Origin of the sequence: Citricoccus alkalitolerans (assembly GCF_039528175.1) — a bacterium.
GTDB classification, from domain to species: Bacteria; Actinomycetota; Actinomycetes; order Actinomycetales; family Micrococcaceae; genus Citricoccus; species Citricoccus alkalitolerans.
The window spans coordinates 493,873-506,996 of the sequence record NZ_BAAALH010000001.1 but is presented as its reverse complement, the minus strand read 5'-3'; the positions used below and the strand labels follow the sequence as shown (position 1 = coordinate 506,996).

The window sequence follows — 13,124 nt, the reverse complement described above, 5'->3', positions numbered from 1 at the left end:
GCATCGGTCCACGCGGGGCCGGCGTCATGGCCTGTCCCCGGTGGCCACGGGCCGTCCCGGGGTATTGGACCAGGCCGACCAGGATCCTGGGTACAGGGCGGCGGGGACCCCGGCGATATGCAGTGCCGCGATCTGGTGGGCCGCGCTCACGCCGGACCCGCAGTAGGCGCCCACGATGCCGGCGTCGTCCACGCCCAGCGCCCGGAACCGTTCGGCGAGCTCGCAGGCAGGCCGGAAGTGCCCGGTCTCGTCCACGTTGTCAGCGGTCGGGGCGCTGAGCGCCCCGGGGATATGGCCGGCCTGGGGGTCCAACGGCTCGGCCTCGCCGCGGTAGCGCTCCACAGCACGGGCGTCCAACAACACCCCGTCCTCGGGTAGCACGGCGACATCGTCCATGGTCAGCACCGGCATCTGGCCCCATGTGGTCCGGACGCGCCCGGGCCGGGGGATGACGTCTCCGGCCTGCAGCGGCAGGTTCGCCGTTCGCCAGGCCGCCAGCCCGCCGTCGAGGAGGTAGGCCTTCTCCACCCCTGCGTGCCGCAACAGCCACCAGGCGCGGGCCGCAGAGGTGCCGTGGGTGTCGTCGTAGACCACCACGGTGTCGCCGTCGTTGAGGCCGAGCATGCGGACGGTGTCCCCGAAGCGGGACGGATCGGGCAGCGGATGGCGGCCCTCCTGCGGTCCGTAGTGGCCGGCCAACTGGCTGCCCATGCTGACGTAGACCGCCCCGGGGATGTGGCCTCGGAGGTACTCCTCATGACCGTTGCCGGAGCCCAGCGGCGTCCACCGCACATCCAGGATCTTGAGGGTCTCCTCCGTCGGAGCGGGCTCCCGCCCCACGAAGCCGGGCGGCCGATCGGCAGGCAGGTCGGCAGGCGCCAGGCTGTCACGGCCCTGCCAGGAGGCCAGGACCCGCACGTCGACGAGGACGGGGGGCTGGGACGCTAGATCCACGTGCTCTCCCCCTCCTCCAGGACCGTCAGTTCCGTGCCATAGCGGTCGGCGAAGGTGGTGGCCTGCCTGCGGTACATCGGCAGCCCTCGCTCGTTGAGCAGCCCGTCGTGCACCGGGATGGCCTGGCGGGGACGGACGGCGGTGATGAAGTCCACCATCTCGGACAGCTTGCTCCACGGGGCGCTCAGCGGTACCAACAGGGTGTCCGGGGCAGGACCCGGAGGCACGATGTAGCTGTCCCCCGGGTGGTAGACGAGGCCGTCGATCAGATAACCCGTATTGGCCACCACGGGGATCTGCGGATGGATCACAGCGTGCTGGCCTCCGACGGTCTGCACCGCGAACCCGGCCGTCTCGAATTCCTCCCCAGGCCCCGTGGGGATGATCCGGTTCGGGTCCACGCCGGCGGACGGCGCCGCCGCGGTCAGTCGTGCCACCGCAGCGACGGGTGCCCGCACCGTCACGTCCGAATGTGCGGCCAGGTACTCAAGGACCGGGCCGTCGTCGAGGTGGTCGGCGTGCTCGTGCGTGACGAGGATGTGTTCGGCGCCGTCGAGGGCCACCGGGACATCGGTGAAATTCCCGGGATCCAGGACGAGGCGACGCCCGTCCCTCTCGAGCCGGATGCACGCATGGCCGTACTTGGTGAGGACTATCTGGCTAGGCACTGCTCCACCCTAACGGAGGAAGGTGCTCCACGTCAGGCACGAATTCCCTGCCGGCCTCCCCTGGTCCGGCTCCCTCGCCACGCGAGACCTGCACGCTGGTAGCCTTACCTGGATGAATGCCGGACCTGTGAAAAGCCGCTCCACCCGGCAGAAGACCGCCGTGAACCGGGCCCTGGACGAGCTCACCGACTTCGTCAGCGCCCAGGACCTCTTCGCCGTTCTCAAGGAGCGCGGCGAGCAGGTCTCCCTGGCCACCGTGTACCGCGTCCTGCAGCAACAACAGCAGGACGGGTTGGTTGACGTGTTGAACCCGGACGACGGCGAATCGCTGTTCCGCCGTTGCGTGGCCCAGACCCACCACCACCACCTGGTCTGCCGCCGCTGCGGCCGCGCGGTGGAGATCGAGGCCCCCGCCGTGGAGCAGTGGGCCGCCCGGATAGCGTCCGAGCACGAGTTCACCGAGGTGGAGCACACGGTGGAGATCTACGGGATCTGCCCCGACTGCTCCCGTTCCTGAACCTCTTCCGGCGTGCAGTCCGGGTCCACGAGAACCGGGGCGTCGCCGTCCGCGGAGCCGTGCAGGGAGCCCAGACCGTAGACGGCTTCCAGATTCGATCGCGTCATGACCTCCTCAGGGCGGCCGGAGGCCACCACCCGGCCATGCACGAGGATGACGTGGTCTGCGGCGCGTGCCTCGTCCAGGTCATGCGTGGTGAGGACCACCGAGTGTCCGTGAGTGGTCTCGGCGTGGATGATCCGGTCGATCGTCCGGGCCGAGGTGATGTCGAGTCCGGTCATCGGCTCGTCCAGCATGAGCACCTCGTGCCCCTGGGCCAGGCCTTGGGCCACATACACGCGCTGCCGTTGACCGCCGGACAGCTCGTCCAGGTGGCGGCCTGCCAGATCCTCGACCTTCATCTGCTCCAGGGCGTCCCGCACCGCCGCACGGTCGGCCTTCGTGAACGGCCGCAGCCACCCCGCGGCCGGATAGCGACCCATCCGGACCACATCCCGCACGGTCATCGGCGTGCCCACCGGGTAGACCACGGACTGCATGACATAGGAGATGCGCTGCCTGTTGTCCCGGACCGAGCCGCCCAGCACCGTCAAGGTGCCCGACGCCGGCTCCAGCACCCCCGCGATCGCCTGCAGGAGAGTCGATTTTCCGGAGCCGTTGGGTCCGATGACAGCGGTGACCCCGCCCAGCGGGATCCGGAACGAAGAGGAGTGCAGGGCGACCTGATGACCATGGGAGAGGACGAGGTCACGTGCCTCGACGAGGGCGCAGCTCATGCGCTCACCGCGTCGTTGATCCCGTGGTTCATCGGATGCGCCGGGCGTCCCCGCCGTCGCACCCGTCGGACCGCCTCCCGGACGGCCAGGACGAGGAAGAACAGCACGATCGGCACCAGCGCCATGGTCGCCGAGCCGGCTGTGCCCCAGTAGTAGCTCAGGGTCAGCCCGCACCAGACCGACACCACCGCGATGGCCACGGACCAGGTGATCATCACCGGCACTGTACGGGAGACGAGGGCCGCGGTGGCCGGTGGCCCGACGAGCAGGCCGAACACCAGCAGCGTCCCCACGGCCTGGAAGCTGCCGATGACGGCCGTGGCGATGAGGACGAGCAACAGCCCGTGCGTGAGCTTCGGGTGCATCCCCAGCGACTGGGCCTTGGCCGGGGAGAACGAGAGGGACATCAGGGGCCGGTACAGCAGCACGGCGAAGACGATGACCACCACGGCCATCACCGTCTGCGTGCGGATGTCCTCCCAACTGACACCGAGGGCGTCGCCGAAGAGGATGGCCGTCAACGAGCCCGTGTAGGACTCGGACTTCGAGATCAGGACCACGCCGAGGGCCATCATGCCCACGAACAGCAGGCCGATGGAGGTGTCCTCCTTGAGTGTGGTGGTGCGGTAGATCAGCTGCATCCCTCCCACCATGGCGGCCGCGGCGATGGCGGCGCCCAGGTAGGGCGAGAACCCGAAGAGCACGGCGGCGGCAATGCCGGGGATCACTCCGTGGACGAACGCGTCACCGAAAAAACTCATACCGCGCAACACCAGCCACACGCCTACCACGGAGCACATCACCGCAGCCACGAGGCCGCCGACCAGGGCGCGCTGCTGGAAACCCAGGGCGAAGGGCTCGATCAGCCAATCCACGGAGAACATGGAGAACGAGGACAGCACATCACTCACTGTAGGGCCTCGGCGAGGGTGCGGGCGTTGAGCACCATCGCGTCAGCATAGGTCTCGGCGCCGGAACCCTCCGGGCCGATTCCTCCCTCGTAGAGTTCCACGACCGGGACCTCTCCCCCGGTCTCGGCGGAGAGTGCGCCCATGAGCTTGTTGCCGGACCCAGCACTGGTGACGAGGGCATCCGCACCCTCCTGGTTCATCTGGGTCACCAGTCCGGCCAGTTCGCCGGAGGACGGTTCGACGTCCGTGGAACCCCCGGGGATGACCACGCCGGCGATGTCGAGCGCGTAGGCCTCGGCGAAGTAGTTGTAGGCGGCGTGGTCGGTCACCAGGGTGCGGCGGTCCTCGGGGATGGTCTCCAGGATCTGGCGCACCTCGGCGTCCACCGCGGCCAGTTCCTCGGCCGTCTGGGTACCGCAGTCCGCGTACTGTCCGTCTCCGGTCACCTCGGCGAGCTCGGTTCCGATCAGCTCGGCCGCTTCGCCCATGCGGGAGACATCCATCCAGAAGTGCGGGTCCTCGCCCTCATGGGAGTGGCCCTCATGGGAACCGCCCTCATGGGAACCGCCCTCATGGGAGTGGCCCTCATGGGAACCGCCCTCATGCCCATCGTGCTCCGCGAACGGCAGCGGGTCCACTGCGGGGGCCACCGCGACCAGGTGGGCTCCGTCCGCCGCGGCATTGTCCAGCGCCGTCTGCATCCCGGCCTCGAGGCCGAGGCCGTTGGTGACGACCAGGTCCACGCCTGTCATCTCGGCGATCTGCCGTGACGAGGGCGAGAAGTCGTGGGGATCGTCACCGGGGCCCATCACCGTGGACGAGGTGGCTCCGGCGCAGGAGGTGATGTCGTCCAGGACACTGCCGAGCTGAGTGGTGGTGGCAACGGCCACGGGCGCGGACTCTCCCGCCGTACCCTCTGCCCCGGAGTCCCCACCCGCACATCCGGCCAGGACGGTGCCGGCCAGGGCGAGTCCGGTCAGGGACAGGACTCCCCGCCGCGCCATGTCCGGCCGTCTTCTGCCCGACCGCTCCGGGGCGGATCGGGTGGCGGGCGACGGGGTCTCGTGCATGGGTTGCCTTCCGGGCGATGAGATCTATTGAGAACGGTTGTCAATTTAGCATGCTGCGAACCGTTGCCAATAATCCGTGCTGCGGTCGTACCGCTGGCCGCGCTCCGCCCTGGCTTGCCCAGCCCCGCTACCGCCCCGGTGCCTGCAGCCTCAGGGGGTTGTTGGACTGGGTCGCATCATGGATCTCCCCCACCAGCACTTCGAGCACGTCCTCGAGGAACAGCACCCCGACGGTCTCCCCCTCGGCCGAGATGACCCGGGCCACGTGGGATCCGGTGCGCTGCATGAGGCTCAGGGCGTCCTCGATCTCGTCCGTGACGGACACATTGGCCATGGAACGGACCTTGGTCACCGGCACGGGCTCCCGGTACCGCTCCCCTGGAACGGTCATGACGTCCTTGAGATGCAGGTACCCGGTATAGGAGCCATCGCCGTCTACCAGCACGAAGCGGGAGAACCCGGTGCGCCCCACCGCCGTCTCGAAGGCCTTGGGTGCGACGTCGGCCGGCAGGGAGACCACGTCAGCGACCGGTACCATGACGGCCTCCGCCGTGTAGTCGGAGAATTCCAGGGCACCGGAGATCAGTCCGGAGCCGTCGTCCACGAGGCCGGTCCTGGTGGACTCGGCCACGATCGACTGGACCTCCTCGAGGGTGTAGGTCGAGTTCACCTCGTCCTGCGGCTCGACCTTCAGGGCCCGCAGCACGATGTTGGCAGTCCAGTTCAGGGCCACGATCACCGGGTGCAGGACCTTGTTGAGCCAGACCAGCGGGGTGGCCAGGAGCATGACCGCCTTGTCGGCCATGGAGACAGCGGCGTTCTTCGGGACCATCTCGCCGAAGGTGACGTGGAGGAAGGTGACCACCAGCAGGGCGATGACGAAGGCCGTGACGCCCGCGGCCGCCGTCGGGATGCCCATGCCCTCCAGTGGGATCACGAGCAGGTGGTGGATTGCCGGTTCGGACACGTTGAGGATCAGCAGCGAGCAGACCGTGATGCCGAGCTGGCATACGGCGAGCATCTGGCTGACGTGCTCCATGGCGAACAGGGCTGTCCGGGCCCGGCCCGAGCCGGCATCGGCCTTGGGTTCGATCTGGCTCCGGCGGGCACCCATGACGGCGAACTCGCCGGCCACGAAGAAGGCATTGGCGATCAGCAGGACGACCAACCACACGATGCCCATGATGTCGTTGCTGAGCGCGTTCATCGATGGACCGCCTTCCGCTGACCGACTGATCCGGCCGAACCGGCGGCCGCGAGGTTCGGGGTGCTCGGAACGAACTTGACCCGGTCCACCCGGCGCCCGTCCATCCGCTCCACCACCAGGGTGCCGCCGTCGGCCGCCACGGTGTCCCCGGCTTCGGCCACCCGGCCGAGCACGGCCATGATGTAGCCGCCGACCGTGTCATAGGAACCGTCTTCGGGGACCTTCAGGGCCGGGATCTGCGCACCGACCTCGTCTGGGCGCATCAAGGCCGGAAAGTACCACTTGCCGGAGGCGGTCTGGAGCACGCCCGGTGTGACCCGGTCGTGCTCGTCGGAGACCTCCCCGACGATCTCCTCCACGAGGTCCTCGAGGGTGACCATGCCGGCGGTGCCGCCGTACTCGTCCACGACCATGGCGACCTGGAGGCTGGAGGAGCGCAACTCGGTCAACAGCTGGTCCAGGTGGACGGTCTCCGGCACGCGGCCGACGTCGGTCATGATGGTCGCGGCCACCAATTCCTGGCGCTTGGCGCGGGGCACCGCCACGGCCTTTTTGACGTGGAGCACCCCACGGACGTCGTCCGGGGAGTCACCGATGACCGGGAACCGGGAGTAGCCCGTGCGGCGGGCGGTCTCGATGACGGCGTCAAGCGGCTCGTCGACCTCTACCGACTCCATCCTGATGCGCGGGGTCATCACGTCGGCCGCGGTTCGATCGGAGAATCGCAGGGTGCGGTCCACGAACACGGCGGTCTTCTCGTCCAGGGTGCCCATCTCGGCGGACCGGCGGATCAGGGAGGAGAGCTCCTCCGGGGTGCGCGAACCGGAGATCTCCTCCTTGGCCTCCATGCCGAAAAGGTGCAGCACCCGGTTGGAGAAGCCGTTCAGGATGAAGATCACCGGCCGGAAGACCAGCGAGAACGCCAGCATGGGCCGTGCCAGGGCGCGGCCGACCTGCATGGACCGGGCGATCGAGAGATTCTTCGGGATCAGCTCGCCGATGAGCATCGAGGCGAGTGTGGCGGCTCCCATGGCCACCACGATCGAGACGGTCGAGGCGGTGGCCTCGTTCAGCCCGAGGGACGCCATCGGCCCCGCCAGCAGGGCACCGAGAGACGGTTCCATCAGGTAGCCCGTCAGCAGGGTCGTCAGCGTGATGCCGAGCTGGCACGCCGAGAGCTGGGTCGAGAGCGACTTCAGGCACTTCAGCAGCGGAACTGCGCCGCGGTCGCCCTCGTCCGCCAGTCGCTGGACCGTGGGGACGTCCAGCGCGATCATCGAGAACTCCACGGCCACGAAGAAGCCGGTACCGAAGACCAGCAGAAGGCCCAAGGCGAGCAGGAGCCATTCCACGTCAGCACCCACCCCCCGCGGGACCGTCAGCGGCCGGGGCGTTCAGGGGGCACGAACTAGAGGGCTCCGTTCCGGCCACGGACGAATCCTGAAGGGATCCTCGGCGGCGGGCGGTGGCACCAGATCGGTGTCTGTCCATAGTGCTCCCAGTATACGGAACACTTCCCGCCGGGTCTCACCAGGACTGCCGGACCGGCCGCCCCTCCTCATAGCCGGCCGCGGACTGCACCCCGACGACGGCCCGTTCACGGAACTGGGCCAGGTCGACCGCGCCGGCGTAGCTCATGGAGGAGCGCACCCCGGCCGTGATCATGTCCAGCAGGTCCTCCACGGAGGGCCGCTCCGGGTCCAGGTACATCCGCGAGGTGGAGATGCCCTCTTCAAACATCGCTTTGCGGGCCCGCGAATAGGCGTCCTCCGCCTTGGTGCGGTTCTGTACGGCGCGCGCCGAGGCCATGCCGAAGCTCTCCTTGTAGTGCCGACCGTCGGCGTCGGTCACCAGGTCCCCCGGGGACTCGACGGTACCCGCGAACCAGGAGCCGATCATCACTTGACTGGCCCCCGCGGCCAGTGCCAGGGCGACGTCACGCGGGTAGCGGACGCCGCCGTCGGCCCAGACGTGCTTGCCCAGGTCCCGGGCGGCCGCGGCAGAGTCCAGGACCGCGGAGAACTGGGGCCGCCCCACGGCGGTCATCATCCGGGTGGTGCACATGGCACCCGGCCCCACGCCGACCTTGATGATGTCCGCGCCAGCGGCCACGAGTTCACGCACGCCACCGGCCGAGACCACGTTGCCGGCCACCACGGGCACCGGCAGGTCCAGAGATCTCACCGCTGCCAGGGCGTCCAGCATCTTCTGCTGGTGACCGTGCGCGGTGTCCAGCACGAGCACGTCCACGCCGTACTCCACCAGAGCGGAGGCCCGTCCCGCTACGTCTCCGTTGATCCCGACGGCGGCGCCGAGACCCAGCGACCCGTTCCGGTCCAGTGCGGGGGCGAACATCCCCGAGCGCAGGGCACCCGAGGGTGTCATCACGCCCACCAGCGCCGTGCCGTCCAGGACCGGGGCGTACGCCACGCCGGCCGCGTCCAACTGGCCGAAGGCCTCCTGCAGGGAAGGGAAGGTGCCGGCTTCGAAGGTCAGCGCCGGCGGACGGAGCACCGAGGCCACCGAGGAGAAGCGGTCCACGCCCTCGCAGTCCTCACGGCGGACGATGCCCGCGAAGACCTCCTCCTCGCCTGTCCCGTCCTCGCCCGTCCCGCCCCCGACCACGCAGACCGCGGAGTGGTTGCGTTTGCCCAGCAGGTGCAGCACGTCCAGCACGGTGTCGGTGGGCCGGACCCGCAGCGGCGTCTCGAAGACGGGGTGACGGCGCTTCACCCAGCCCGCCACCTGCTCGATGACGTCCAGGGGCACATCCTGCGGCAGGATGCCCAATCCACCGCGCCGGGCCATCGTCTCCACCATGCGGCGGCCGGTCACGGCGGTCATGTTGGCGGACACCAGCGGGATGGTCGCCCCGGTGGTGTCGTCCGCGGAGATGTCCACGTCCATCCGGCTCGTGACCTCGGATTTCGAGGGAACCAGGAACACATCCGCATAGGTGAGATCGGTGGTCGGCGTCGTGAGGAATTCCATGGCTCCATGCTCCCACGAACCGATTCGCGGATGGCCTGTGGTTGGTTCGCCTTTGGCTGGCAGAAAAACCCGGCGTGCGTTGGAACCTGACGCCGAACTATCACTATGCTTGGGGAGGCGCGCCAACACAGCGGACCGGAGCGGGGCGCGCAGCAGGGATGCACCCGCCGGTGAACCAGACAGAAACTTACGGAAGAGGCGTTACCACCGTGCCAGAACTCACGTCCGACCGGCTTTCCGCGGAATTTCCCGGAAACGAATGGCTCGTCGCGGAAATCTACGACAAGTACAAGGCGGACAAATCCTCCGTGGATGCCAAGTGGGTCCAGATCTTCGAACGGCTGGAAGCGGACACTCCGGCGTCCGCAGCCGCCCCATCCGCCGCACCGGCCAGGTCGTCCTCACAGGCCGTGAAGGACACCGTCGTCGATGTCGGAAACCGTGCCGATTCGAACGGTTCGGGTCAGAAGGCCTCGGGCGAGAAGGCTGCGACGACTACGAATGCCACACCGGCCAAGAAGGGCGAGGACCCGAAGAAGTCCGCCGCCCCGTCCGCTGCCTCCGCATCCCCCGCCGTGAAGAAGTCCGGCGCCCCGGCCACCGCCCCGGTCCCGTCCGAGCCGGAGAAGACCAAGAAGAAGGGGGCCGAGGAGTCCACCGAGGACAAGGTCTCCCCCCTGCGCGGGATGTCACGGGCCGTGGCGAAGAACATGGACGCCTCGCTGTCCATGCCGACTGCGACCACGGTGCGCGATGTCCCCGCCAAGCTGCTCATCGACAACCGCGTGGTCATCAACAACCACCTCAAGCGCAGCCGCGGCGGCAAGGTCTCCTTCACGCACCTGGTCGGCTACGCCCTGATCCGCGCGCTGGCCCAGTATCCGGCCATGAACGTCCTGTACCGCGAAGTGGACGGCAAGCCCTCCATCGTGGAACCGGCTCACATCAACTTCGGCCTGGCCATCGACCTCCCGCAGAAGGACGGCTCGCGCACCCTCGTGGTCCCGAACGTCAAGGGCGCCGAGTCCATGAACTTCATCGACTTCTGGCGCGCCTACGAGGACCTGGTCAAGCGCGCCCGGGACAACAAGCTGGGCCTGGACGACTACGCCGGCACCACCGTCTCACTGACCAACCCCGGCGGCATCGGCACCGTGCATTCCGTGCCGCGCCTGTCCGAGGGCCAGGCCGCCATCATCGGCGTCGGCGCCCTGAACTACCCGGCCGAGTTCCAGGGGGCCTCCGAGAAGACACTGAACCGCCTGGCCGTCTCCAAGACCATCACGCTGACCTCGACCTATGACCACCGCGTGATCCAGGGCGCGGCCTCCGGAGAGTTCCTGAAGATCATCCACGGCCTGCTGCTCGGTGAGCAGGGCTTCTACGAGGAGATCTTCGAGTCACTGCGGATCCCCTACGAGCCGGTGCAGTGGAAGCCGGACGTGCAGGTCAACCCGGAAGACCAGATCAACAAGGTCGCCCGGATCCAGCAGATGATCCACTCCTACCGCGTGCGTGGCCACCTCATCGCGGACGTGGACCCCCTCGAGTACACGATGCGCAAGCACCCGGACCTGGACATCCTGGAGCACGGGCTGACCCTGTGGGACCTGGACCGCGAGTGGCCCACCGGCGGCTTCGGCGGCCAGCCCATGCTGCCGCTGCGCAGCATCCTCGGTGTGCTGCGGGATGCCTACTGCCGCAACACCGGCGTGGAGTACATGCACATCCAGGACCCTGCCGAGCGCAAGTGGTTCCAGGACGAGCTGGAGCATCCCTATGCCAAGCCCACGCGTGAGGAGCAGCTGCGCATCCTCGGCCGCCTCAACGCCGCCGAGGCCTTCGAGACGTTCCTGCAGACCAAGTTCGTCGGCCAGAAGCGCTTCTCCCTGGAAGGCGGTGAATCGCTGATCGCCCTGCTGGACGGGGTGATGTCCGGCGCTGCCGATGAAGGCCTCGACGAGGTCGCGATCGGCATGGCGCACCGCGGCCGCCTCAACGTCCTGACCAACATCGCGGGCAAGACCTACGCCCAGGTCTTCCGCGAGTTCGAGGGCACCGCCGTCCCGGGTTCCGTGGAGGGCTCCGGTGACGTGAAGTACCACCTCGGCACCGAGGGCACGTTCATCTCGGACCGCGGCAACCGCACCAAGGTCTACTTGGCCGCCAACCCCTCCCACCTCGAGGCCGTGAACCCGGTCCTGGAGGGTGTGGTGCGCGCCAAGCAGGACCGCCTGGACCGCGGGGGCGACTCCGTGAACTCCTATTCCGTGCTGCCGATCCTGGTGCACGGGGACGCGGCGTTCGCGGGCCAGGGCGTGGTGGCGGAGACGCTGAACCTCTCCCAGCTGCGCGGCTACCGCACTGGCGGCACCATCCATGTGGTGGTCAACAACCAGGTCGGCTTCACCACCCCGCCGTCTTCCGCCCGGTCCTCGGTCTACGCCACGGACGTGGCCAAGACCATCCAGGCGCCGATCTTCCACGTCAACGGCGACGACCCGGAGTCCGTGGTCCGCGTGGCCCAGCTGGCCTACCAGTACCGGCAGCGGTTCAACAAGGATGTCGTCATCGACATGATCTGCTACCGCCGCCGCGGCCACAACGAGGGTGACGATCCCTCGATGACCCAGCCGCGCATGTACAACCTCATCGAGCAGAAGCGCTCGGTGCGCAAGCTGTACGTGGAGAACCTGGTCGGCCGCGGTGACATCACCCAGGACGAGGCGGACTCGGCCCTGAAGGACTACCAGCAGCGCCTGGAGCGCGTGTTCGCGGAGACCCATGAGGCTCAGACCTCGCCCATCCCGGTCATCGGCACCGGCCTGGAGAAGACCACGGACGATGAGGATCGCACCCCCGAGGCGCCGGACGGCACCAAGATCACCGAGGAGACCCTGCAGCGGATCGGTCAGGCGCACCTGGAGATCCCCGAGGACTTCACCATCCACCCGAAGCTCAAGTCCTTGCTCGAGAAGCGTGCCAAGATGGCCGTCAACGGGGACATCGACTGGGGCTTCGCCGAGCTCGCGGCCTTCGGCTCGCTGCTCATGGAGGGCGTGCCGGTGCGACTGGCGGGCCAGGACTCTCGCCGCGGCACCTTCGTGCAGCGTCACGCGGTCTTCCACGATCGCGTGACGGATGACGAGTGGACGCCGATCAGGAACCTGTCCAGCGACCAGGCCAAGTTCTGGGCGTACGACTCCCTCCTGAGCGAGTACGCCGCGATGGGCTTCGACTACGGGTACTCCGTAGAGCGTTCCGACGCCCTCGTGCTGTGGGAGGCCCAGTTCGGCGACTTCGTCAACGGCGCCCAGACCGTGATCGACGAGTTCCTCTCCTCCTCGGAGCAGAAGTGGGGCCAGAACTCCTCGCTCGTGCTGCTGCTCCCGCACGGCTATGAGGGCCAGGGGCCGGATCACTCGTCCGCGCGGATCGAGCGCTTCCTGCAGATGTGCGCCCAGGACAACATGCGCGTGGCCAACCCGTCCAACGGTGCGAACCACTTCCACCTACTCCGCGAGCAGGCCTATGCGCGTCCCCGCCGTCCGCTGATCGTGTTCACGCCCAAGCAGCTGCTGCGCCTGAAGGCCGCCACCTCCACGGTGGAGGACTTCACCCAGGGCCGCTTCCAAGCGGTGATCCCGGACCACGAGGTCGGCAACTCGGTGGAGAAGGTGCTGTTGGTCTCCGGCCGCCTGTACTACGACCTGCTGGCCCGGCGCCAGAAGGACGGGGACACCAAGACGGCGATCGTCCGCGTGGAACAGCTCTACCCGCTGCCGGCTGAGGAGATTCAGGCCGAGCTGGCCAAGTACCCCAATGCCACGGTGGCCTGGGTCCAGGACGAGCCCGCCAACCAGGGTCCATGGCCGTTCATGGCCCTGAACCTGCTGCCGGAGCTGGACCGGAAGGTCACCCTGGTGTCCCGACCGGCCTCGGCCTCCACATCTGCCGGCTCCAAGGTCCGCCACGACCACGAGGCCTCCATCCTCCTGGACCAGGCCTTCGGCCGCTGAGCGTAGCCGCC

The 13,124-nt window shown here is 68.3% G+C and carries 10 protein-coding genes; 2 read left to right on the top strand and 8 right to left on the bottom strand.

The genetic code is table 11. From position 1 onward, the window contains the following. Nucleotides 1-24: 24 nt before the first annotated feature. Nucleotides 25-954: a sulfurtransferase gene (locus ABD134_RS02265; RefSeq protein ID WP_344226339.1), complete on the bottom strand. Its 930-nt coding sequence runs from the start codon at nt 952-954 to the stop codon at nt 25-27. Beyond that, nucleotides 945-1,622: an MBL fold metallo-hydrolase gene (locus tag ABD134_RS02260; protein ID WP_344226337.1), complete on the bottom strand. Its 678-nt coding sequence runs from the start codon at nt 1,620-1,622 to the stop codon at nt 945-947. Before ABD134_RS02260 ends, ABD134_RS02265 begins: the two co-directional genes overlap by 10 nt. Nucleotides 1,623-1,734: 112 nt before the next feature. Here ABD134_RS02260 and ABD134_RS02255 point away from each other — a divergent pair, with 112 nt between their 5' ends. Further along, nucleotides 1,735-2,139 carry a Fur family transcriptional regulator gene (locus ABD134_RS02255; protein ID WP_344226335.1) on the top strand — a complete coding sequence of 135 codons (405 nt, stop codon included), beginning with the start codon at nt 1,735-1,737 and terminating at the stop codon, nt 2,137-2,139. On the opposite strand, the gene ABD134_RS02250 is transcribed toward ABD134_RS02255, so the two are convergent. The 6 genes from ABD134_RS02250 to guaB1 all read right to left on the bottom strand — a co-directional run bounded on the left by ABD134_RS02250 (nt 2,106) and on the right by guaB1 (nt 9,094). Continuing rightward, nucleotides 2,106-2,915, bottom strand: coding sequence for a metal ABC transporter ATP-binding protein (locus tag ABD134_RS02250; RefSeq protein ID WP_344226333.1), 810 nt, complete (start codon nt 2,913-2,915; stop codon nt 2,106-2,108). The two genes, ABD134_RS02255 and ABD134_RS02250, sit on opposite strands and share 34 nt — an antisense overlap. After that, on the bottom strand, nt 2,912-3,817 hold the full coding sequence (locus ABD134_RS02245; RefSeq protein WP_344226330.1) for a metal ABC transporter permease: 906 nt from the start codon (nt 3,815-3,817) through the stop codon (nt 2,912-2,914). The genes ABD134_RS02250 and ABD134_RS02245 overlap by 4 nt, the downstream gene beginning before the upstream one ends. Before the next feature lie 5 nt (nt 3,818-3,822). Then, entirely contained in the window at nt 3,823-4,896 is a 1,074-nt protein-coding gene (locus tag ABD134_RS02240; RefSeq protein ID WP_344226328.1) for a metal ABC transporter substrate-binding protein, read from the bottom strand. A 127-nt stretch (nt 4,897-5,023) separates the two neighbouring features. Beyond that, nucleotides 5,024-6,103, bottom strand: a complete 1,080-nt coding sequence (locus tag ABD134_RS02235) for a hemolysin family protein (protein WP_344226326.1) — start codon at nt 6,101-6,103, stop codon at nt 5,024-5,026. Further along, entirely contained in the window at nt 6,100-7,455 is a 1,356-nt protein-coding gene (locus ABD134_RS02230; protein ID WP_344226324.1) for a hemolysin family protein, read from the bottom strand. The genes ABD134_RS02235 and ABD134_RS02230 overlap by 4 nt, the downstream gene beginning before the upstream one ends. A 175-nt stretch (nt 7,456-7,630) precedes the next feature. Further along, nucleotides 7,631-9,094, bottom strand: coding sequence for a GMP reductase (gene guaB1 / locus ABD134_RS02225; protein WP_344226322.1), 1,464 nt, complete (start codon nt 9,092-9,094; stop codon nt 7,631-7,633). Between the two features lie 209 nt (nt 9,095-9,303). Between guaB1 and ABD134_RS02220 the strand changes: the two genes are divergently transcribed. Next, nucleotides 9,304-13,113, top strand: coding sequence for a multifunctional oxoglutarate decarboxylase/oxoglutarate dehydrogenase thiamine pyrophosphate-binding subunit/dihydrolipoyllysine-residue succinyltransferase subunit (locus tag ABD134_RS02220; protein ID WP_344226320.1), 3,810 nt, complete (start codon nt 9,304-9,306; stop codon nt 13,111-13,113). Nucleotides 13,114-13,124: the final 11 nt, after the last annotated feature.

Coding starts and splice junctions, on each gene's coding strand:
- ABD134_RS02255 (WP_344226335.1), top strand. CDS start 1,735: ATGAATGCCGGACCTGTGAAAAGCCGCTCCACCCGGCAGAAGACCGCC.
- ABD134_RS02250 (WP_344226333.1), bottom strand. CDS start 2,915: ATGAGCTGCGCCCTCGTCGAGGCACGTGACCTCGTCCTCTCCCATGGT.
- ABD134_RS02240 (WP_344226328.1), bottom strand. CDS start 4,896: ATGCACGAGACCCCGTCGCCCGCCACCCGATCCGCCCCGGAGCGGTCG.
- ABD134_RS02235 (WP_344226326.1), bottom strand. CDS start 6,103: ATGAACGCGCTCAGCAACGACATCATGGGCATCGTGTGGTTGGTCGTC.
- guaB1 (WP_344226322.1), bottom strand. CDS start 9,094: ATGGAATTCCTCACGACGCCGACCACCGATCTCACCTATGCGGATGTG.